The sequence below is a fragment of the Rhodococcus sp. Q genome (genome assembly GCF_005503035.1).
Classification (GTDB): domain Bacteria; phylum Actinomycetota; class Actinomycetes; order Mycobacteriales; family Mycobacteriaceae; genus Rhodococcus_G.
The window spans coordinates 81052-101983 of record NZ_SCOY01000007.1; the positions used below are offsets into that span (position 1 = coordinate 81052).

The 20932-nt window shown below is 68.0% G+C and carries 20 protein-coding genes; 12 read left to right on the forward strand and 8 right to left on the reverse strand.

Going from position 1 to position 20932, the window contains the following annotated elements:
• Positions 1-28 precede the first annotated feature (28 nt).
• Together FFS72_RS10070 and FFS72_RS10075 are read right to left on the reverse strand one after the other, a co-directional pair.
• Positions 29-958 carry an ABC transporter ATP-binding protein gene (locus tag FFS72_RS10070; protein WP_137873811.1) on the reverse strand — a complete coding sequence of 310 codons (930 nt, stop codon included), beginning with the start codon at positions 956-958 and terminating at the stop codon, positions 29-31.
• Between the two features lie 144 nt (positions 959-1102).
• On the reverse strand, positions 1103-2125 hold the full coding sequence (locus tag FFS72_RS10075) for a bacteriocin fulvocin C-related protein (protein WP_137873812.1): 1023 nt from the start codon (positions 2123-2125) through the stop codon (positions 1103-1105).
• A 571-nt stretch (positions 2126-2696) separates the two neighbouring features.
• Between FFS72_RS10075 and FFS72_RS10080 the strand changes: the two genes are divergently transcribed.
• Together FFS72_RS10080 and lhgD are read left to right on the forward strand one after the other, a co-directional pair.
• Positions 2697-3542 (forward strand): Bax inhibitor-1/YccA family protein, encoded by an 846-nt coding sequence (locus FFS72_RS10080; RefSeq protein WP_137873813.1) that lies wholly within the window; start codon positions 2697-2699, stop codon positions 3540-3542.
• 93 nt (positions 3543-3635) lie between these two features.
• A complete protein-coding gene (gene lhgD, locus FFS72_RS10085) occupies positions 3636-4823 on the forward strand; it encodes an L-2-hydroxyglutarate dehydrogenase (protein ID WP_137873814.1) in 1188 nt (395 codons plus the stop codon).
• Between the two features lie 65 nt (positions 4824-4888).
• Here the strand turns inward: lhgD and FFS72_RS10090 are convergent, their stop codons facing one another.
• A complete protein-coding gene (locus tag FFS72_RS10090) occupies positions 4889-6106 on the reverse strand; it encodes an acetyl-CoA C-acetyltransferase (RefSeq protein WP_137873815.1) in 1218 nt (405 codons plus the stop codon).
• A gap of 101 nt (positions 6107-6207) precedes the next feature.
• Positions 6208-7218, reverse strand: coding sequence for an SGNH/GDSL hydrolase family protein (locus tag FFS72_RS10095; RefSeq protein ID WP_137873816.1), 1011 nt, complete (start codon positions 7216-7218; stop codon positions 6208-6210).
• Between the two features lie 119 nt (positions 7219-7337).
• On the opposite strand from FFS72_RS10095, the gene FFS72_RS10100 reads away from it, so the two are divergent.
• From FFS72_RS10100 to FFS72_RS10125, 6 genes are all read left to right on the forward strand, one after another.
• Positions 7338-8723 carry a cystathionine beta-synthase gene (locus tag FFS72_RS10100; RefSeq protein WP_137873817.1) on the forward strand — a complete coding sequence of 462 codons (1386 nt, stop codon included), beginning with the start codon at positions 7338-7340 and terminating at the stop codon, positions 8721-8723.
• Between the two features lie 37 nt (positions 8724-8760).
• On the forward strand, positions 8761-9396 hold the full coding sequence (locus tag FFS72_RS10105) for a hypothetical protein (RefSeq protein WP_137873818.1): 636 nt from the start codon (positions 8761-8763) through the stop codon (positions 9394-9396).
• Between the two features lie 38 nt (positions 9397-9434).
• On the forward strand, positions 9435-10589 hold the full coding sequence (locus tag FFS72_RS10110; protein WP_137873819.1) for a cystathionine gamma-synthase: 1155 nt from the start codon (positions 9435-9437) through the stop codon (positions 10587-10589).
• Between the two features lie 245 nt (positions 10590-10834).
• On the forward strand, positions 10835-12139 hold the full coding sequence (locus tag FFS72_RS10115; RefSeq protein ID WP_137873820.1) for a C40 family peptidase: 1305 nt from the start codon (positions 10835-10837) through the stop codon (positions 12137-12139).
• Between the two features lie 13 nt (positions 12140-12152).
• A complete protein-coding gene (locus FFS72_RS27110) occupies positions 12153-12248 on the forward strand; it encodes an Lsr2 family DNA-binding protein (protein WP_137873821.1) in 96 nt (31 codons plus the stop codon).
• 30 nt (positions 12249-12278) lie between these two features.
• Positions 12279-14165: an SEC-C domain-containing protein gene (locus FFS72_RS10125; RefSeq protein ID WP_137873822.1), complete on the forward strand. Its 1887-nt coding sequence runs from the start codon at positions 12279-12281 to the stop codon at positions 14163-14165.
• Positions 14166-14387: 222 nt separating this feature from the next.
• Here FFS72_RS10125 and greA read toward each other — a convergent pair whose 3' ends face one another.
• Together greA and FFS72_RS10135 are read right to left on the reverse strand one after the other, a co-directional pair.
• On the reverse strand, positions 14388-14882 hold the full coding sequence (greA, locus tag FFS72_RS10130) for a transcription elongation factor GreA (RefSeq protein WP_050062963.1): 495 nt from the start codon (positions 14880-14882) through the stop codon (positions 14388-14390).
• 313 nt (positions 14883-15195) lie between these two features.
• Positions 15196-15621, reverse strand: coding sequence for a DUF4307 domain-containing protein (locus FFS72_RS10135; protein WP_137873823.1), 426 nt, complete (start codon positions 15619-15621; stop codon positions 15196-15198).
• A 207-nt stretch (positions 15622-15828) separates the two neighbouring features.
• Between FFS72_RS10135 and mca the strand changes: the two genes are divergently transcribed.
• Genes mca through FFS72_RS10150 form a run of 3 tightly spaced genes read left to right on the forward strand, consistent with a single transcriptional unit; the run spans position 15829 to position 19051 of the window.
• Positions 15829-16731, forward strand: coding sequence for a mycothiol conjugate amidase Mca (gene mca / locus FFS72_RS10140; protein WP_137873824.1), 903 nt, complete (start codon positions 15829-15831; stop codon positions 16729-16731).
• Entirely contained in the window at positions 16728-17033 is a 306-nt protein-coding gene (locus tag FFS72_RS10145; RefSeq protein WP_050062966.1) for a hypothetical protein, read from the forward strand. The genes mca and FFS72_RS10145 overlap by 4 nt, the downstream gene beginning before the upstream one ends.
• A 2-nt stretch (positions 17034-17035) precedes the next feature.
• Positions 17036-19051, forward strand: a complete 2016-nt coding sequence (locus FFS72_RS10150; RefSeq protein ID WP_137873825.1) for a thioredoxin domain-containing protein — start codon at positions 17036-17038, stop codon at positions 19049-19051.
• A gap of 53 nt (positions 19052-19104) precedes the next feature.
• Here FFS72_RS10150 and FFS72_RS10155 read toward each other — a convergent pair whose 3' ends face one another.
• Positions 19105-19296 (reverse strand): hypothetical protein, encoded by a 192-nt coding sequence (locus FFS72_RS10155; protein WP_137873826.1) that lies wholly within the window; start codon positions 19294-19296, stop codon positions 19105-19107.
• Between the two features lie 164 nt (positions 19297-19460).
• On the opposite strand from FFS72_RS10155, the gene FFS72_RS10160 reads away from it, so the two are divergent.
• Complete coding sequence (locus FFS72_RS10160) at positions 19461-20243, forward strand: ESX secretion-associated protein EspG (protein WP_171018624.1); 783 nt, start codon at positions 19461-19463, stop codon at positions 20241-20243.
• Here the strand turns inward: FFS72_RS10160 and trhA are convergent.
• Positions 20210-20875, reverse strand: a complete 666-nt coding sequence (gene trhA / locus FFS72_RS10165; protein WP_050062970.1) for a PAQR family membrane homeostasis protein TrhA — start codon at positions 20873-20875, stop codon at positions 20210-20212. The genes FFS72_RS10160 and trhA overlap by 34 nt on opposite strands.
• Positions 20876-20932 lie beyond the last annotated feature (57 nt).

Below are 20932 nucleotides of genomic sequence, written 5' to 3' on the forward strand. Positions count from 1 at the left end.
GATCCTGAGGTTCCGTCTCGTCTATCAGTCACGTAGGGGTACCGCCGGCACTGCTGATCAGAGTCGCGAATGTCTCGTCGAGCGAACTTCGGGAGGTCGTGACCTCCGAGAGTACGAGCTCCTCTGTCGCGGCGATGGTTGCCACCTCGTGGCGCTGGGCGGTCGCGACCAACAGGCTCGGCGCGTGCTCTGCGCCATGCTCGATGTGAATGCTGTCGGTGCTGGAAGTTGGAATTCCCTTGGCGTGCAGCGCTTCGTTGAGCTTGGACAGCTGCGGGGATCGCACCTTCAATATGTCGGAACCTGTTTGCGCGACGAACTCGTCGGTCGTGCATTGGGAGACAAGGCGACCGTGGTGGAGGATCACCAAGTCCTCGGCGAACATCGCGATCTCAGCCACTACACGGTCGGCTACCAGCACCGTCCGACCGTCGCGGACGAACTGTGTCAGCACGCCACGGATCCACGCGACATCGACGGCCTCGCGCTCGTCGAATGGCTCGTCGACGACCACAACTGGCGGGTCTCCGAGAAGGGCGGCCGCAATCCCGAGCCGGAGCAACATCCCGCGGGAGAAGCTATCGATTCTCTTGTCTGCGGCATACGCCAGATCGACCTGTTCCAGTACAGCATCCACACGTCGGAGGGAGAGCCCTCCAGACAGCGCTAACCAGCGCAGATGCATACGAGCCGAACGATATGGATATACCCATCCTGTATCGAGTACCGCCCCCACCTTCGTCGACGGTCGTTTCAGGTCTCGAACTGGGCGCCCGTCAATCAGCGCGTGACCGCTTGTGGGATGGTCGAGTCCCATCAGCATCCGCAGGGTGGTCGATTTACCTGCCCCCCGACGACCGAGGAGGGCGGTGATGCGACCCTCTCGTGCAGTGAACGACAGGTCGTCGACAGCGAGGGTTCGGCCGTATCGCTTCGTCAGCTGGTGCGTCTCGATCACCGGGGTGTTCCCTTTCATCGTGCGTGTAGTCGACTCGTCGCATTTGCTTGGGGCCCGGCCCCACGGCTGTCCAACCGTGGGGCCGCGGCCGACGGCCCAAGCAAGCCGAATGACTACGACCTCAATCTGAACCTGGCGAGGTGGTTAGGCGCACGTTCCGTTGCACGCGAACCTCAGGAGGGTTCCACACCCGACACTGCTGCAGCTACAACTGCACTGGTTGCAGTTTCCACAACAGATACACGCGCCCGCGCACCAGTTGCTCGTGCACGAACAACCGCACCCCGCCGCTCGCGCGGCGCTGGCATCGGTGGGACCCAACGATGCGAACAGTGAACGTCCCTCGTCCATCCCGAAGGCATCGATTGCCGTCAGGCGGAGTTCTTCCAGCTGACGGTGAAGGTCGTCGGACACGGGGGCATCGGCAAAGGTCGACTGCTGCCCGGCGAGCTTCTGGGCCGAGCCGAGCACCGTCTTCTGGTCAGCGGTCAAGGCGGGATGAGCTTTCACGTACCGCTGGAACTGCGTAACCCAGAGTTCGCTCCGCTTCTCCGCGGGAAGTGCGCGGTAGATTGCCCTGCGGTGGGCCGCATCAAAGTTGAGGAACTGGTCGTAGCTCTGCGGCAATCGTTCGAGATTCTTGCTTACCCAGAGATCTTCCGGCGTCGGCGCTGGTGCAGCAAGGGCGGGGAGTCGACCGAATAGGACCAGGCCGCTCGCCACTGCGCCGCCCACAGCAAGTTGGCTGAGAAAGCGCTTTCGGCTGACATGGCCCTGTGCGGGCGCAGTCGGTGCAGCAGCTGGTTCGTTGGTGTTCCCGATTGCCCGCAGGACTCGCAGCGAGGATCGCAGTCCGATAGCTCGTACCAGCTGGAGGGCCATCGACCGACCTGTCCACGCGCGAATGGTGCCGCCGCGCAACCGGAAAAGAGTTGGTGCCCACGGTGGGTTCTCGCCATAGACCGTGGTGCGCCACTGCTCGACGTCCACGTTGTTCAACGGCAACACGTCGAGCTGATGGTCACACGCGTGCGCCACCTTGCTCGAGGTGCTTTGACACACGCCGCACGACGAATCGAATGCGAGCACCCAGCGGGCGCCAGCACTGTTCATACGGCCACCGCCGTCGCCCTCACTGCGAACCGGCGGCTTCGAGATCTCGGTCAATTTCTTCCTCCCCTTTCTACGGACCAGCCAGATCCTGACGTCCTGTTTGCAGACCCCCACTGCCTGGCTGAGCGAAAGGAACGTAACCGAAGGACATACCGCGCGGTTGTTATTCTTCGATGTGTCGCGGGTTCGTTATGCCCGGTCCCGAAGTTGAGCAGTCTCTTGGGCGCCGCGTATGCCCCGGAACCCGGCGCGGCTGAAGCTCAGGAGAGACGACCGGCGTTGGCGCCACGGATCCGTTGGTGGCAGGCGCCCTGCCCGATCGGTCCTGTATCTCGGCCTCTCCCGCCGATGCTGCACAAGGAACGGCCAGTCAGGCGCTAGCGGTGTAGGCGGCGCGTGCCTTGCCGGGCGCGCTTCGGCAACTCGGGCACAATACGCGCGTGCCGCTTGCGATGACCTGCTGGTGACAGTGCTGGCGTGGGGGTCCACCCGGTAGAGTCCGAATTGTCCGACCGGGGGAACTCGGTATGGACGGCGTTCGTTGGAAGTACAAGAAGGCGGGGAAACCCACCAGTCGGGCCGTCGGCTCGACCGGCCACAGGCCACGAAAGAAGGGACACGCACGGTGCGCACCACCAGCAACCCGGTGTTCCGCAACCTCCCCAAGCAGGAGGGCGGATACGCCTCGTTCGGTTCTGCCGCGGCAGGCGCCGGGCAGATGACCCAGCAATTCGGTCAGCCGCAGTACACGCAGGCCGAGCCCTACACCACTGGACCCGCACCGCGGGCCATGACGATCGACGACGTCGTCACCAAGACCGGTATCACGCTCGGCATCCTGTCGGTCACGGCGATCGTCTCCTACATCCTGGTCAACAACAACGTCGACCTCGCCGCACCGTTCGTCATCGCAGGCGGACTCATCGGCTTCGTCCTCGTGATGATCGCCAGCTTCGGCAACAAGATGGACAACCCGGCGATCGTGCTCGCCTACGCGGCAGCGGAGGGTGTGTTCCTCGGTGCGCTGTCGTTCCTGATGACGTTCGACATCCAGGGCGTCAGCGCCGAGACCCTGATCGTGCAGGCCGTCCTCGGCACGTTCGGCGTGTTCTTCGGCATGCTCGTCGTCTACAAGACCGGAGCGATCCGCGTCACCCCGCGCCTGACCCGGATGATCATCGGCGCCCTCATCGGTGTCGTCGTGCTCTCGCTGGGCAACCTGATCGCAAGCTTCTTCATCGACGGCGGCCTCGGCCTCCGCGACGGTGGCGGACTCGCGATCATCTTCAGCCTCGTCTGCATCGGTATCGCGGCGTTCAGCTTCCTGCTGGACTTCGACGCCGCCGACCAGTTGATCCGCGCCCAGGCGCCGGAGAAGGCCGCGTGGGGCGTCGCCCTCGGCCTCACCGTCACCCTGGTCTGGCTCTACGTCGAGATCCTGCGACTGCTGAGCTACTTCAACAACGACTAGCAGTACTCCGCCGAACGGGCGGTTACCGTGCAGCGCTCTCGGGCGATGCTCCGGTAACCGCCCGTTCGGCATTCGGTGCGGCATCATCGTGCCGTGGTCTACGACTATTGCGTGATCGGTGCAGGCATCGTCGGACTGGCGACGGCGCGGGCGATCCTCGACCGGCAGCCGGGTGCGACGGTGATCGTGCTGGAGAAGGAAGCCGACGTCGCCGCGCATCAGACCGGGCACAACAGCGGCGTCATCCACGCCGGCATCTACTACGAGCCTGGCAGCCTCAAAGCGGACCTCTGCAAGCAGGGCGCCGCCGCGACGAAGCGGTTCGCCGACGAGCACGGGATCGAGTATCGGGTCACCGGAAAGCTTCTCGTCGCGACCGACGACGTCGAACTCGCGCGGATGGAGAAGCTCACCGATCGCGCCCGGATCAACGGCATTCGCCACGAACGCCTGGGTGCCGCCGAACTCCGCGACCGCGAACCGCTCGTGTCCGGCGTCGGCGCACTGCTCGTCAAGGACACCGGGATCGTCGACTACCGGCTCGTGTGCCGGGCCCTCGCGCAGGACATCACGGACGTGGGCGCGGAGGTGCGGACCGGCTCGGAGGTCGTCGACGTCGACGAGCGCGACGACTGTGTCACCGTCGCGACGCCCGACACCACGGTCCGGGCGCGCACCCTGATCGCCTGTGCGGGACTGCAGGCCGACCGGATCGCGCGGCTCGCCGGCCTGCCCGTCGACTTCCAGATCATGCCGTTCCGCGGCGAGTACTACCGGCTGCGACCGGAGAAGTCCTCGATCGTGCGGCACCTGATCTACCCGATCCCCGACCCCGACCTGCCGTTCCTCGGCGTCCACCTGAGCCCGACCGTCGGTGGTGACATCACCGTCGGGCCGAACGCGGTCCTCGGGTTCGCGCGGGAGAAGTACGAGCCGTTCGGCTTCGATCGCAGGGACGTCGCGGAGATGCTGCGGTTCCCGGGGCTGCGCAGGGTGGCCGCCGCCAACGTCCGCACCGGGGTGCGGGAGATGCGGAACGCCATCTTCAAACGCGGCTACCTCGACGAATGCCGGAAGTACTGTCCGTCACTCGAACTCGACGACCTGCAGGACCGGCACGCCGGTATTCGCGCGCAGGCGGTGCTCCGCGACGGCACCTTCGTGCACGACTTCCTGATCCGCTCGACGGATCGGATGGTGCACGTCGTCAACGCGCCCTCGCCTGCCGCGACATCGGCGCTGCCGATCGGGCGCATGATCGCCGAACGGGCGGTTACCTGAGCATCGGCCGAGTGGCCTGCCCGGTAACCGCCCGTTCGGCGGAGACGATCAGCTGAGGCGCTGGGTCAGCTCAAACGCTCCAGCACCATCGCCATGCCCTGGCCGCCGCCGACGCACATCGTCTCGACGCCGAAGGTCTTGTCCTGCTCGCGCAGGTTGTTGATCAGCGTGTTGGTGATGCGGGCGCCGGTCATGCCGAACGGGTGACCCAGGGCGATCGCGCCGCCGGAGACGTTGATCTTGTCTTCGTCGAGGTCGAGCGCGCGGGCGGAGCCGAGCACCTGCACCGCGAACGCCTCGTTGATCTCGTACAGGTCGATGTCCGAGGTGGTCATCTTCGCGTAGCCGAGGGCCTTCTTGACGGCCTCGATCGGGCCCAGGCCCATGATCTCGGGAGACAGGCCGCTCGCGGCGGTGGCGACGACGCGCGCCAGCGGGGTCAGGCCGAGGGCCTTCGCCTTGGTGTCGCTCATGATGACGAGCGCGGCCGCGCCGTCGTTGAGCGGGCAGGCGTTGCCGGCGGTGACGGTGCCGTCGGGACGGAAGACCGGCTTGAGCTGGCTGATCTTGTCGTAGCTGGTGCCGGCGCGCGGGCCGTCGTCGGTGGACACGACGGTGCCGTCGGCGAGGGTCACCGGGGTGATCTCGTTGGCGAAGAAGCCGCGGTTGATGGCCTCCTCCGCGCGGTTCTGGCTCCGGACGCCCCAGCGGTCCTGGTCCTCGCGGCTGATGCCGGTCAGCGAGGCGACGTTCTCCGCGGTCTGGCCCATCGAGATGTAGATGTCGGGGGTCAGGCCGTCCTCACGGGGGTCCTGCCACGCGACGCCACCCTGTGCGGCCAGCTCGGTGCGGGCCTGCGCGTCGGCGTACAGGGCGTTCTTGGTGTTCGGCCAGCCGTCGGCGGTGCCGGTGGCGAAGGACGAGACGGACTCGACGCCAGCGGAGATGAACACGTCGCCCTCGCCCGCGCGGATGGCGTGCATGGCCATCCGGGTGGTCTGCAGCGAGGAGGAGCAGTAGCGGTTGACGGTGACGCCGGGCAGGAAGTCGTAGCCGAGGGTGGTCGCGACGACCTTGGCGACGTTGTAGCCGGACTGGCCGCCGGGCTGGCCACAGCCCATCATCAGGTCGTCGATCTCGGTGGGATCCAGCTCGGGGATCTTCGCGAGCGCTGCGGCGACCATCTGGGCGGCCAGGTCGTCGGGGCGAATGTCCTTGAGCGATCCCTTGCCTGCGCGGCCGATCGGCGAGCGCACGGCGGAGACGATGACTGCCTCGGGCATGAGTACTCCTTCGTTCTGTGAGCTGTCTGTGTGTGAGAGGTGACAGCGGGGGTCCGGTGTGACGTTACGTGGGGATGCCGCAGGTCTCGGCATGCGGTCGCTCATCCACCTGGGCGCAGCGGTGCCATCTTCTCCGCGGTACGTCCCGCGGGGGTGTCGTGGGCGGCCGGTTCGCCGTCCCGATTGCGACGGAACAGCGCTGTGGCGCTGCTGATCCGCGACGTGAGGCGACTGGACTCGGCCACCGCCGACACGGTGGGAAGTGTCGGGAGTGGGCCACCGTCCCACTCGCCGAGAGCAGCCGCGAGTACAGGCAGCAGTTGCCGGGCCGCCAGCTCGTACCCGGCCGCCGACGGGTGGAACTGGTCGGGGGAGAACATCGTGTCCGGGGCGGCGAGGAATTCGGGGGCGAGCAGATCGGCAAGGGGGACCGGGTGCCCGCCCGACGACAGCACGGCCGAGGTCTGGGCACGGGCGAGCAGATGCCCCCATTCGCGGACCACGGTCCGCAGGGGTTGGGGGATCGCCGTCACCACACCCAGGTCGGGGCACGTCCCGACGACCACGACGGCGCCCGCGGTGCGGAGCCGGGCGACTGCGGCACCGAGCCGCCGTGCCGACGGGTAGATCCCGTTCTTCGCGGTGACGTCGTTGGCGCCGATCAGGATCACCGCCGCATCGGGCGGCGGACCCGCCACGAACATCGCGTCGACCTGGCCCTCCAGCCCTTTCGACGTGGCGCCGCCGATTGCCTTGGTGCTGAGCCTGATTCGCTTCCCGGTCTCCTCTGCCAGTCCGCGTGCGAGCCGAACGCCGGGCACCTCGTCCGCGGAGGCGCAGCCGACGCCCGCGGCCGTGGAGTCGCCGAAGATCATCAGGTGCAGGTCGAACGGGACTCCGCGACGCCACGGAACGGGCGCGTCGGTGCCCGCGACGTGGACGCCGTCCGCCTCCGGCGGTTTGGCGACGTTGCGGCCGATCACTCCGCGTGCGGCACCCGCCTGCCCCATCAGATAGGTGTAGGCAACCCAGTACGCCGTACCTGCGGACGACCCCGCGACGGCCGCAGCCGCACCGGCCTTCGCGGCCGTTCGCCACCTGGTGGTACCCATCGCTCGCCCTCCGGTCGAGGTGGCAGCTGACACCGACGAATCTAGTCGGAATCCGTACCCGTCGCCGGGCCATCGGAACCAGGTGTTGCCGACGACGTGGGCTCTGGGACGATGGGGGTATGCGCATCGCGGATCACGTCGTCGACCTCATCGGAAACACGCCCCTGGTGAAGCTGAACTCGGTGGTTGCACCAGGCTCCGGCCTGGTTGCGGCGAAGATCGAGTACCTGAACCCGGGTGGCAGCTCGAAGGACCGCATCGCCGTCAAGATGGTCGATGCGGCCGAGGCGTCCGGTCAGCTGAAGCCCGGCGGCACGATCGTCGAACCGACGTCCGGCAACACCGGTATCGGTCTCGCGCTCGTCGCCCAGCAGCGCGGGTACAAGTGTGTGTTCGTATGCCCGGACAAGGTCAGCGAGGACAAGCGCAACGTCCTGAAGGCCTACGGCGCCGAGGTCGTCGTCTGCCCGACCGCCGTCGCGCCGGAACACCCGGACAGCTACTACAACGTCTCCGACCGCTTGGTGAACGAGATCCCGGGCGCCTGGAAGCCTGACCAGTACTCCAACCCCGGCGGCCCGGACAGCCACTACGAGACGACCGGCCCCGAGATCTGGCGTGACACCGAAGGCAAGGTCACGCATTTCGTCGCAGGCGTCGGTACCGGCGGCACGATCACCGGCACCGGCCGCTACCTCAAGGAGGTCTCGGGCGGAAAGGTGAAGGTCATCGGCGCCGACCCCGAGGGATCGGTGTACTCCGGCGGCACCGGCCGCCCCTACCTCGTCGAGGGTGTGGGCGAGGACTTCTGGCCCAGCGCCTACGACCCGGCCATCCCGGACGAGATCATCGCCGTCTCCGACGCCGACTCGTTCGACATGACGCGACGCCTCGCCCGCGAGGAGGGGCTGCTGGTCGGCGGCTCCTGCGGCATGGCCGTGGTCGCGGCTCTCCGGGTCGCGGAGCGCGACCCGGACGCGGTGGTCGTGGTGTTGCTCCCCGACGGTGGTCGCGGCTACCTGTCGAAGATCTTCAACGACAAGTGGATGGCGTCGTACGGCTTCCTGCGCACCCCCCTCGACGGCAGCAAGGCCGCCGAGCCGACCGTCGGGGACGTGCTGCGGGGCAAGTCGGGCGAGCTCCCCGACCTGGTGCACACGCACCCGACGGAGACGCTGCGCGACGCCATCGAGATCCTGCGCGAGTACGGCGTCTCCCAGATGCCCGTCGTCGGCGCCGAGCCGCCGGTCATGGCGGGTGAGGTCGCGGGCAGCGTCACCGAACGCGAGCTCCTCTCCGCGGTGTTCGAGGGCCGCGCGCAGCTCGCCGACCCGGTGTCCAAGCACATGAGTGCGGCATTCCCGCTCATCGGTTCCGGCGAACCGGTCAGCGCCGCGACGAAGGCGCTCGGCGACACCGACGCGCTGATGGTCGTCGACGACGGCAAGCCCGTCGGGGTCATCACTCGTCAGGATCTGCTCGGGTTCCTCAGCGCCGGAGGCTGATGCGCGCGGCGGATTCCGTTGTCGTACCCTGGCCGCCATGCAGTGGGGGAGAGCAGCGGGGGCTGCCGCATGTCTGGCAGCGGCGGTAGTCACGGCGTCGGCGTGCGCGTCGACGGTGACGGGCACGGCGGTGGCGCAGGACGGGGAGACTGCGTCCCCCCGCCCGAGCGCCTCCCCGAAGTCGAGCGGGTACCCGAAGCCGAGCGCGACGAGCTCCGCGGCGCGGCCGAGTCAGGCGGCTGACCGAAGCGGATCCGCGACGGTTCCGACGTGTGATGCCATCGACTCGGCTGTCACCGGTGTCGTCCGGGGCTACACCCTCGATCGGTCGACGCAGACCGCGGCGACCGGTGATCAGGCGACCTGCTTCTTCCTGAAGGGTGGAGAGTTCTCCGACGATCACGTCGCGGTGTTGATCGGCGAGCTGCCGCTGTCCGCCGAGGCGATCGCCCGGCAGCGCGAGAACCTCGCCGACACGAAGCCGGGCGAGATGATCGAGTCGGCGGTGGCAACGGGTCTCGGTGGGTACATTTCCGACCCGCTCGGCATCGGGCATCTGGCACTGGTGATGCCGGGACTGATGGTGAGCGCCAGCGCGGGTGACGCCGCAGGCCTGTCTCAGGAGAAGCTCGTCGAGGTGCTGGAGGCCGTCGGTTCGGCTGTCGCGCACTGACCCGATGAGGTCGCGAGCCGGTCGCTACGCTGACCGGTATGACTGACCAGGGCATCTTCAGCGGCTTTTCCACCAGGGCCATCCATGCGGGCTACGAACCGGATCCGCAGACCGGCGCGGTCAACGTGCCGATCTACGCCAGTTCCACGTTCGCGCAGGACGGCGTCGGAGGCATGCGCAACGGCTTCGAGTACGCCCGCACCGGCAACCCCACCCGGCGTCCCCTCGAGGCCAATCTCGCCGCGATCGAGGGCGGCACTTTCGGGCGTGCCTTCTCGTCCGGTATGGCGGCAACCGACTGCCTGCTGCGGTCCGTACTGCGCCCCGGCGACCACCTCGTCATCCCGAACGACGCGTACGGCGGCACCTTCCGGCTCATCGACAAGGTGTTCTCGGAGTGGGGTGTCGAGCACACGCCCGCGCCGATGGGCGACGTCGACGCCGTTCGCGCAGCGATCCGCCCGACCACCAAGCTGGTGTGGGTGGAGACGCCGACGAACCCGCTGCTGAACATCGGTGACATCGAGGCGCTGTCCGCGGTCGCGCACGATGCGGGCGCGAAGATCGTCGTGGACAACACGTTCGCGTCGCCGTATCTGCAGCAGCCGCTGGCGCTCGGCGCCGACATCGCACTGCATTCGACGACGAAGTACCTGGGTGGGCACTCCGACGTGGTCGGTGGCGCGCTGGTGACCAGCGACGAGGAACTCGACACCAAGTTCGCGTTCCTGCAGAACGGCGCAGGCGCGGTGCCCGGGCCGTTCGACGCGTACCTGACGATGCGCGGCATCAAGACGCTTGCGCTGCGGATGGAGCGGCACAGCGACAATGCCGAGAAGATCGTCGACCTGTTGACCGGTCATGCCGCGGTCGAGAAGGTGATCTACCCGGGTCTCGCTTCGCATCCCGGTCACGCGGTCGCGTCGAGGCAGATGCGCCGGTTCGGCGGCATGGTGTCGGTGCGCCTCAATGGGGGCAAGCAGGCCGCGCTCGACTTCTGCTCGCGCACGAAGATCTTCACGCTCGCGGAGTCGCTGGGTGGCGTGGAGTCGCTGATCGAGCATCCGGGCGCGATGACCCATGCGTCGACCGCGGGATCGGAACTCGAGGTTCCCGAGAACCTGGTGCGGCTGTCCGTCGGTATCGAGGATGCGGCGGATCTGCTTGCCGACATCGAGCAGGCGCTGGGCTAGTTCCCCTACGTCGTCCGCGTGTCGGTTCATTGGCTGAAACGGTGCGCGGGCGGCGCGTCGCGTCTCGACTTCTTCCCGACCGTGCCTACGGTGCCTTAGCGGTACCGCGAGTTGCGCGCAACCTGAAGGCTGTCTAAGAGTTCGCTGAAAGGCGAGCACTTTGGCGTTAACCGTCATACGGTGATGCGAGTCACACAGGGGGCGGCGGGCGTCAGACGCATCGCGGTCGACGTAGGAGGATGCGCATGGCGGTTGACCCAACAGCGGTCATCGTTGCCGTTGCCACGGCACTGGGTGGATTGGTACAGGGGTCCGATCTGCCCGCACCGGTCAAAGAGCAAGCAACACAAGCAATCCAATCGTTCGAAGCAACGTCACCCGCGGTGAGCCAGCAGGTGAACGACGTGATCGGCCTGCTGCCCGAACAGATGCAGGGCCAGGCCCAGCAGGCCGTTGCGGACGCCTCGAAGGCCGCCGTCGACGCCGTCGACCCGTACCTCCCCGCGCCTCCTCCGCCCGCGCCGGCACCGGCCCCGGAACCGGAGCCGGTGCCCGTCACGCCCCCTCAGGTGTACGACCGGGCCGATGACGTCGCCGATGTCCCATTCGGTGGCGATCTGTCCCGGGCCGTCACCTCGCTCGACGCGGCGTTCCCGGGCGGCAACATCGCGCCGATCGGGTCGATCGCCGTGTTCGTGCCCTGGTTCAACAAGGCGGGCGCGATCTGCGACGGCATCAAGGCTCCCGTCCTCGCGGCCCTGTACAACGCCGAGAACGGCTTCCGCTACGGTCCGACCGCACCCGTGTCGCGTACCGGTGCGAAGGGGCCGGGGCAGTTCATGCCCGGGACCTGGGAGAAGTGGGGCAAGGACGCGGACGGCGACGGCAAGGTCGACGTCCTCGGCGTCGCCGACCCGGTGATGGCCTCCGGCAACCTGCTGTGCAGCATGTACGGGCAGATCGACGAGTGGAAGAAGCAGGGCGTCGTCACCGGAGACACCCTCGACCTGACGATCGCCGGCTACAACGCCGGAGTCGATGCGGTCCGGCGCGCGGGCGGGATGCCGAACGGCGCCTACGACTACGAGCACCAGACGAAGCCGTACGTGAAGAAGATCCGCGACTCCGAGCCGGTGTTCGCGGCGATCCTCGCGCCGCTGTCCGGGACGGACGGCAGCATCGGCAGCAAGGTCGTCGAGGCCGCACTCGGCTTCCTGGGACTGCCGTACGTGTGGGGTGGCGGCAACATCAACGGGCCGTCCGGCGGCGGGTTCGACTGCTCCGGTCTCACCTCGTACGCGATGTACGCCGCGACCGGTGACACTCTCGTGCTCCCGCGGACATCCGAGACGCAATGGAACATCGGTACCGAGATCGCCATGGCGGATGCTCGCCCCGGAGATCTGCTGTTCGGTAACTGGCAGTCCGGCGGTCCCGGCCACGTCGCCATCTACATCGGCAACGGTCAGATGGTGCACGCACCGCAGACCGGCGACGTCGTTCGTGTCGGGCCGGTCTTCGACGGCATGAAGGCCCGCCGGATCGTCTAGGTCTCCAGCGCAGGTGCGCAGCCAGGCGGGCGAGCGGGGGATCGAGGTGTCCGATCGGGGACGCGTCCCCGCTGCGTTGGTGCGTGACTTCCTGGCGTCGAGGCGGTGATCGACGCTGCGGGGCGCCTACGATCACGAGGTGACTTCGCAGCCTGAATCCCGGAACCCGCTCGTCGACGCCGCGTTGGACGTGTTGCGCGCGCACGGACCTCTGACCTCCGAGGACTGGGCGGAACTGCTCGTCGATGCGGGCAACGGTTCGGTCGACGAGATGCTTCCGTTCGTGGACCTGCTCGACGAACCCGTGCTCGGACGGCTCGTCGACGGCCGCACCGTCGCGCTGGACGCCCTGCTCGAGGGTCGGGTGTTCACGCACCGACTGTCCGAGGCGGAGCTTCGGTCCGGGCTGCTGTATGCGGAACCGGATCTGCTGCCGGTGGTGTTGCTCGCGATGGCCGCCGACGACGATCGGGTGCTGTTCGACCAGTACGACGCCGATGCCCTCGAAGAGTTGGGGCTCGAGTACGAGGACTTCCCGGACGGCGCCGGACTGCTGTTCGGAGCTGCTGCGCTGCAAGGATATTCGGTCGGTGACATGGTCGGTGTCCGGGTACGCGGCGGCGACGTGGAGGTCGAACGTGTCGACGGTGACCTCGTGTCGGCCGATCTGACCGAGGCTCTCGGGCGGACTGTCGGCGAGGACAACGCGGACAACTCCGAGACCGTCAGTTGGCAGCTCCTCGCCGACGACCCCGAGCTGTGCACGACGCCGACGGTTCCGCTCGGCGAACTGATCTCGTCCGCGGGCTACGTGTGCGAGGGCGACTACATCGCAGCCAGCGGGTTCGATGTGGCCGCGCACCATCTCGCTCGGCACATCGCGCTGGTGGCGCGGCAGGCGGAGCTGCATCCCGACGAGGTCGATGCGGTGATCTCGTTCGTCGACCTCGTCGGTGCCGTCCGCGAGGGCGACATGGATCTCGTCGCGACGCGCGAGAGGGTCATGTCCGACCCGGAATCCTTTGGAGGTCTGGAGGATCCGTCGGCTTCCGCGGCCGCGCTGGACGTGGTCAGCGGTTTCGACGACGACCACCTGCCCGCTGTGTACCTGTCGGCGCTGGCGGTCGCGGAGAAGGGGCCGCGCCGGTCGCGGGCATCCGGACACTGGCTCGCCGGTATGGCGGCGGACCTGCTGGGCGATGTGCGCGAAGCCGAACGGCACCTGGAAGAGGCCGTCGCCCTGGACGAGGAGTGGACGCCCGCGCTGCTCGAACTCGCCGGGTTCGCGTCCGACCGCGGTGACGCCACCCGCGCACTGTCACTGCTCGGCCGCATCGAGGGAGGCGAGGAGGAACACCTCTACGCGGTGCTGCAGCGGTTCGCGCCGCAGGAGCACCCCGGGCTCGGACGCAACGACAAGTGCTGGTGCGGGTCGGGCCGCAAGTACAAGGTGTGTCACCTCGGAAAGTCCGACACCACCCTCGACGACCGCGCGCACTGGCTGTACGAGAAGGCCGCGCTGTTCGCGCAGTCGACGACGCTGTTCGATCTGGTGCTGGCGCTCGCCGACCTGCGAGCGGAGGACGCGGACGACGAGGAGTCCGTGGCGCGGGCGTTCGCGGAGCCGCTGGTGCTCGACGTCGGGCTGTTCGAGGGGGGACTGTTCGGGCTGTTCGTCCTGCGTCGCGGGGCGCTGCTGCCTGCGGACGAACTCGAACTCGCGGGACGCTGGCTCGAGGTCCGGCGCTCGCTTCACGAGGTTCTCGCATCAGCGGACGGCACGGCCACCCTGCGCGACCTCGTGACGAACGAGACGGCCGACGTCGCCGTCGACGAGGCGCTCGAGGTCGGGTCGCTCGTCTGTGCCCGCGTCGTCCCCGCCGGGGAGCGGACGCAGATCCTCGGCGGGTACGAACCGGTCGCCGCAGACCGGCGTGAGGCCGTGCTCGCCGTCCTCGCAGCTGACGAGGTCGAGCCCGAGGACGTGATCGACGTGCTCAGCGGGAGGGTCGTCGGTGGCGAGTAATTTCCCCGAAATTGGTGGGAACCTTCGCGGCGTTCGTCGCGTCTGACTTGATGTGGGTCGAAGTGCACACGCTCGGGGGGTCGGGTGTGCGCGGCTCACCGAGGTCGATGGGGCAGCCAGGCAGGGGGCGGCTGCCCCACCGACCGGCAATCGTGTGGTCCGCCCGGATACGCGAAACCCCGGTCCGAGTGCCGGACCGGGGTTTCGTCGCGTATGCGGGGATCAGGCGTGGTACGGCTCTGCGCTGATCAGGGTGACCTTCATGGTCTTGCCGTTGGGCAGGAAGTACTCGCGGGTCTCGCCGACCTTGGCGTCGAGGAGTGCGCCGCCGAGCGGGGAGCTGGGCGAGTAGACCTCGAGCTTGTTGCCGCGGGCGCCCTCTTCGCGGGTGGCGATGAGGAACGTCTCGGTGTCGGATTCGTCACCGTCGTAGTACACCTTGACGACCGAGCCGGGCAGGGCGACGCCGGACTGCGTGGGGGCCTCGCCGACCTTGGCGCTGTTCAGCAGCTCCTGCAGCTGGCGGATGCGCGACTCCTGCTGGCCCTGCTCCTCGCGGGCGGCGTGGTAACCGCCGTTCTCCTTGAGGTCACCCTCTTCGCGGCGCTCGTTGATTTCGGCCGCGATGACCGGACGGTTGGCAATGAGCTGGTCGAGTTCGCTCTTGAGCCGGTCGTGTGACTCCTGGGTCAGCCAGGTCACCTGGGTCTCGGTCATGCTCGATCACTCCTCGTAGTCGGAACCCTCACGGTCCCCTGGACGGACCACCGATTCCGGTGGTCGGCTGCGGCCACGCGCGTTGTCCCCCGGATGGCGAATCCCCCGGTCGGCTCACCGTTCGGTGAGCGCGCGCCCGGCCGCGTGTGTGCAGCGGGCCGCTTGCGTCCGGGTGCGCGTACTCACACGCGTCCAGATGCAAATGCAGCAATACACGGCCCCAACGCGGAACCGTGTATCGGGCGAGTCTAGCACGAGCTGGGATTTTCCCGTGAAGGTCCAGGTCGCGGCCGTGGCGTGGCGCGCCGAAATGTCAGTCGACGGTGAGGTACGCCGGGATCGTGGAGCCGCAGCCGTAGATGTCGGCGATGGCCGGCGGTTGCGTGGTCGTGATCTGGGTGTCGATCTGGACGGTTCCGTGTTCGGACGGTTGCACGACGACCTCACGTCGACCGGTTTCGGAGCCGTCCCGTGACCTGGATCGCACGATGCACACGGCAGCTTCCGACGGCTCTTCGCGGGTGACGGTGAAGCTCAGCGCGATCGTCGAGTCGTCGACGATGGAGTACTGCAGCACCTCGGACTTGATGTCCTTCGCCTCGAACTTGTTGTACGCGAGCCATGCGACGGCCAGGCCGAGGAGGATGACGCCGATCGTGAGGACGATTGCGGTGATCCGGGACCCGCGGACACTGCCCTGCGGCATCGGGTAGCGGTCGGAGGGGATCGTCTCGGTCATTCGCTCGACTCTCGTGCAACGGTCCGGGCGAGCTCGTGGTGCCCGGCTGGGCGCCCTCCTGGCGGTGATCCGAGCAGGGTCACGGTGACGCTGGAGGTGTCGGGTGGAACTATAGGGGAAGGACACGGACGCCCCCCGCCCGGTCGGTGCGGCAGGGTGGACGACAGTCACACGTAGGTTCCAGCGAAGCTGAGGTGAAGGAAGACTGTGAGCGGATTGCGTCTCATGGCCGTGCACGCCCATCCCGACGACGAGTCCAGCAAGGGCGCGGCGACGATGGCCCGCTACTCGGCGGAGGGCAACGAGGTGCTGGTGGTCACCCTCACCGGCGGTGAGCGCGGCGACATCCTCAACCCGGCGATGGACGTGCCGGGCATCCGTGACCGCATCAGCGAGGTCCGCAAGGAGGAGATGGCGGAGGCCGCCCGCATCCTCGGCGTCCAGCAGACGTGGCTCGGGTTCGTCGACTCCGGACTGCCGGAGGGCGACCCCAAGCCGCCGCTGCCGGAGGGATGCTTCGCGCTGGTTCCGCTCGAGGAGTCCGCCGAGGCGCTGGTTCGGGTGGTCCGTGAGTTCCGTCCGCACGTGATGACGACCTACGACGAGAACGGCGGCTACCCGCATCCCGACCACATTCGCTGCCACGAGGTGTCGGTGGAAGCGTTCGAGGCTGCCGCCGACCCCGATCGGTTCCCCGACGCGGGGGAGCCGTGGGAGGTGCTCAAGCTGTACTACTCGCACGGGTTCATCCGGAAGCGTCTGCAGCTGTTCCAGGAGGAGTACGACCGTCGCGGCGAGGAATTCCCGATGGCGGACTGGCTTAAGAAGTGGAAGACGGAGCAGGGCGACCTCATGGCCCGCGTCACCACACAGATCACCTGTGGCGACCATTTCGCGCAGCGGGACGACGCCCTGCGCGCGCACGCGACGCAGATCGACCCCAACGGGTCGTTCTTCGCGGTCCCTCGTGACATTCAGCAGAAGATCTGGCCGACCGAGGAGTTCGAGTTGGCCAAGACCCGTGTGACCACCGCGATCCCCGAGACGGACCTGTTCGCCGGGATCGATCACGTCGGTGTCGGCGCGGGACATCAGGAGGAGGAGAAGTGAATCTGGCAGGCGCGGCAGTCGGGTGGCTGGCGCAGACCCAGGGCACACCGACGGGACCCGAGTTCGGCAAGGCATCCCCGGTCGGGTTGCTGATCATCGTCGTTCTGCTGATCGGGACCGTGTTCCTGATCCGGTCGATGAACAAGCAGTTGCGGAAGCTGCCGGACACCTTCGAGCCCGAGCATCCCGAGGCCGATCAGGCAGCAGACGAGGGCACCGACCGAGGTGGGGCGCTGACGCAGGACGAGTCCGACACGTCTGCGGCGAAGCCGTCCACTCCGCCGACACAGACGTCGAGTTAGTCGTGGGCGCGCTGTCCCGCAACACCCTCGGTGACGCGACCAGTCCGTACCTGCGTCAGCACGCGGACAACCCCGTGCACTGGCAGCAGTGGGGCACCGAGGCATTGGAGTGGGCGCGCGAACGCGACGTGCCAGTGCTGTTGTCCATCGGCTACGCGGCCTGCCACTGGTGCCACGTGATGGCGCACGAGTCGTTCGAGGACGAGGCGACCGCCGCCGTGATGAACGAGCACTTCGTGTGCATCAAGGTGGACCGTGAGGAACGCCCCGACCTGGACGCGATCTACATGAACGCGACGGTTGCGATGACGGGGCAGGGCGGGTGGCCGATGACCTGCTTCCTCACCCCGGACGGAGAACCGTTCTACTGCGGCACGTACTTTCCGCCTGCGCCGCGGGGCGGAATGCCGTCCTTCACGCAGCTGCTCGAGGCGATCGACGACACCTGGCGGACGCGCCGCGATGACGTGCTCGAGGCGTCGAAGTCGATCACGGCGGAGCTGCGGCGCGCGGGCGGTGCCCTTCCTGCGGGAGCCGTGGCGCTCGACGGCGCGCTCCTTGACGCGGCGGTGGCCTCGATCCGTGCCGACGAGGACGTCGAGCGAGGCGGGTTCGGTGGGGCGCCGAAGTTCCCGCCGTCCGCGCTACTGGAGGGGATGCTCCGCAGTCACGAGCGGACCGGCTCGGCGATGGTCCTCGAGTCCGTGACCCGGACCGCGGAGGCGATGGCGCGCGGCGGGCTGTTCGACCAGCTGGGTGGAGGCTTCGCCCGCTACTCGGTCGATGCCGACTGGGTCGTGCCCCATTTCGAGAAGATGCTCTACGACAACGCCCAGCTGCTGCGCTTCTACGCACACCTGGCCCGTCGCACAGGCTCGGACCTGGCCTTGCGTGTCACCGAGCAGACAGCCGAGTTCATGCTGCGTGATCTGCGCACCGAGACAGGCTGTTTCGCGTCCGCGCTCGATGCTGACACCGACGGCGTCGAGGGATTGACGTACGCATGGACCCCGGATCAGCTGATCGAGGTGCTCGGCTTCGAGGACGGGGTGTGGGCTGCCGGCCTGCTGGCGGTCAGTTCCGTCGGAACGTTCGAAGCAGGGACGTCGGTGCTGCAACTGCCCGCCGATCCCGACGACGCCGCGCGCTGGGAATCGGTGCGCCGAACCCTGCTCGACGCACGCTCGAGGCGACCGCAGCCCGCCCGAGACGACAAGGTCGTCACCGCGTGGAACGGGTTGGCGATCACTGCGCTCGCCGAAGCCGGTGCGGGACTGGGGCGCACGCAGTGGCTCGACGCGGCACAGCAGTGCGCTCGCTCGCTGCTGGACGAGCACCTGGTGGACGGGCGGCTCCGGCGTGCATCGCTCGGGTCGGTCGTCGGCGATGCGGCGGCCGTTCTCGACGACCACGCCGCGCTCGCGACAGGACTGCTCACCCTGCACCAGGTGACCGGTGGCGCCGAGTGGCTGGCGAATGCACAGCAGATTCTCGACGTGGCGCTCGACCACTTCTCGGACGACGCCGAGCCGGGATCCTGGTTCGACACCGCGGACGACGCGGAGGCGCTGATCGCCCGACCCCGCGACCCCGTCGACGGGGCGACCCCGTCCGGCGCGTCGTCGATGGCGGAGGCACTGCTACTTGCATCGGTGCTGTCCGCACCCGACACGGCAGGGCGCTACGGCGCCGCGGCCTCCGCGACGATCGACCGGGGAACTGTTCTGCTCCAGCGTGTTCCACGCTCCGCGGGGCACTGGCTCGCGGTCGCCGAGGCCGCTGTTCGTGGCCCGATCCAGGTGGCTGTCGCGACGGACGGCGCGTCGGATCTGCTCGACGCGGCGCGCAGGCATGCGCCCGGCGGTGTGGTCGTCGTCGGCGGAACGCCCGATTCGGTTCCGCTGCTTGCGGATCGGCCGCTGGTCGACGGTGAGTCCGCGGCGTACGTGTGCCGCGGGGTCGTGTGCGACCGGCCTGTCACCGATGTCGACGCGCTGGTCGAGGCGCTCGCCCGGTAGTGCGCCGGCGCCGCGGGATCGGCTTTCGGCCGTCTTCGGTGTGGCGTCGCTCCTTACCCAGGAGGTTCGGGATGGCGACGATTCAACTCGTCGCGGACGCGCTCCAGTGACGCAGTTTCGTCGTCGATCTCCGCGACCCGACGCTTTGCCCGGTCGAGATTGCCTTCGAGTTCCAGGATCTGCAGGACCACACCCTCGCGTTCGGCGGCAAGCTGGCCGAGGGCGTCTGCCACTGGATCGTCCATACAGCTCACTGTAGGTGATTTCTGCAGGTGTGACGGGTGCATCGTCGCTGCTGTGAGGGTGTCGGTTGCAGGATTCGATCCGTTGTACACAGGCGGGAACCGATCGGGACTCGGTTGCGTCTGAGAAGGGTGAGCGGACTGTTGTCGGGGGGCGGGGGCATGTGGTGCGGGGGACTGTTGCGGGTGTCGCGTGTTGGCGTTTCACGGCACTGGAATTCGATGTCCTGTGGCGCCTCTGTGGACGTGATCGACTGCCGTATCCGATGGCCTACCGCAGTGCGGCGGAGACCGTCGACGAGGATCAGCGACAGCGGCAGGAAGCAACGCACATAGTTGTTCGGCAACTCGACGGGGAGTTGCAGGCGGCGCTGTCCATCCTGCTGGAACCGGATCTCCGAGTCGAGGTGTGCGGTTTCGCGGGCGCAGGACCGACGTCGATGACCCGCGTGCACGCAGGCATTCGGGGTGCCGCCGCCGCTGTCGTCACCCAGATGTCCGGGCCCGACACAGAAAGCGGCGGCGACGTGCGGATCGCGGTGGTGCCGCGAACCCGGGTCGCTGCCACGGCCGCTTCGGCAGTGCCGGCGGCCGCGCGCGGCGCGGGCCGTCGGCTGGTCGCCCAACCGGACACCGGGAACACGGTGATGCGGCCCGTCTCCGAGCGCGGCACCTCCGACGACGTGCGGGGATTCCTGTCGCGACGCCGCGACGGCATCGGAGAGGTCGGCGTCCATCCCGGGCCCGCGGTCGACTGGCGCCCGACCGACGACGGTGGCGTGTTCCAGTGGATCGACGTCGAGGACGGCCGCTACCTGATCGTCCGCACCCGCGACGTCGTCGAGGTGGTTCCCGCATCGGCGGACGAACTTCGTGACCATCTCACGGCGCTCGTCGACCGCGTCGATCGGCGCCGTCAGGCGAACAGCACCAGCCACACCGCGATGTAGTGACAGAGTGCGGCCACGACCGTGCCTGCGTGGAAGAACTCGTGGTGCCCGAAGGTGTCGGGCCACGGATTCGGCCATTTCGTGGCGTAGAGGACCGCGCCGAGGCTGTAGAGCACCCCGCCGACCGCCAACAGGATCAGGGGGAGCCAGCCGACCTGCTCGACCAGGTCGCCCGCGACGGGCACGATCGCCCATCCGAGTAGGAGGTACAGGGGAACCCCGACCCATCGGGGAGCGGTGGGCCACAACATCTTCAACGCGACTCCGGCGAGGGCCCCGGACCACACCACCGCCAGGAGTGTTCCGCCGGTGCCCGCCGGGAGTGCCAACGTCGCGAAGGGGGTGTAGCTCCCCGCGATGAACAGGAAGATCATCGAGTGATCGGCGCGCTTCATCCACGTGCGCGACCGGGTCGTCGGCCAGTGGATGCGGTGATAGGCGGCGCTGACCCCGAACACGCCGCACACGGTGGTGGCGTAGACGGCGGTCGCGACACCGGCGCGGGTGGACACGGTGAACGCGGCCGCGACGAGTACAACGCCCGCCACGACGGCCACCGCGAACGCCCACGCGTGGATCCAGCCACGCAGGCGGGGTTTCACCGGGGCGAGTGGTTGGTCCAGGACGGTCATGGGGTCATCTCCCAGCGCTTGAAGCCCATAACCTACGGAACCGTAGGTTATGAATCC

What these genes read in the sequence shown, in the direction of transcription:
- trhA (WP_050062970.1), bottom strand. Translation starts at nt 20,875, where the DNA reads ATGACCGTCCTGGACCAACCACTCGCCCCGGTGAAACCCCGCCTGCGT.
- FFS72_RS10105 (WP_137873818.1), top strand. Translation starts at nt 8,761, where the DNA reads ATGCAGTGGGGGAGAGCAGCGGGGGCTGCCGCATGTCTGGCAGCGGCG.
- greA (WP_050062963.1), bottom strand. Translation starts at nt 14,882, where the DNA reads ATGACCGAGACCCAGGTGACCTGGCTGACCCAGGAGTCACACGACCGG.
- FFS72_RS10135 (WP_137873823.1), bottom strand. Translation starts at nt 15,621, where the DNA reads ATGACCGAGACGATCCCCTCCGACCGCTACCCGATGCCGCAGGGCAGT.
- FFS72_RS10115 (WP_137873820.1), top strand. Translation starts at nt 10,835, where the DNA reads ATGGCGGTTGACCCAACAGCGGTCATCGTTGCCGTTGCCACGGCACTG.
- FFS72_RS10090 (WP_137873815.1), bottom strand. Translation starts at nt 6,106, where the DNA reads ATGCCCGAGGCAGTCATCGTCTCCGCCGTGCGCTCGCCGATCGGCCGC.
- FFS72_RS10095 (WP_137873816.1), bottom strand. Translation starts at nt 7,218, where the DNA reads ATGGGTACCACCAGGTGGCGAACGGCCGCGAAGGCCGGTGCGGCTGCG.
- FFS72_RS10155 (WP_137873826.1), bottom strand. Translation starts at nt 19,296, where the DNA reads ATGGACGATCCAGTGGCAGACGCCCTCGGCCAGCTTGCCGCCGAACGC.
- FFS72_RS10110 (WP_137873819.1), top strand. Translation starts at nt 9,435, where the DNA reads ATGACTGACCAGGGCATCTTCAGCGGCTTTTCCACCAGGGCCATCCAT.
- FFS72_RS10100 (WP_137873817.1), top strand. Translation starts at nt 7,338, where the DNA reads ATGCGCATCGCGGATCACGTCGTCGACCTCATCGGAAACACGCCCCTG.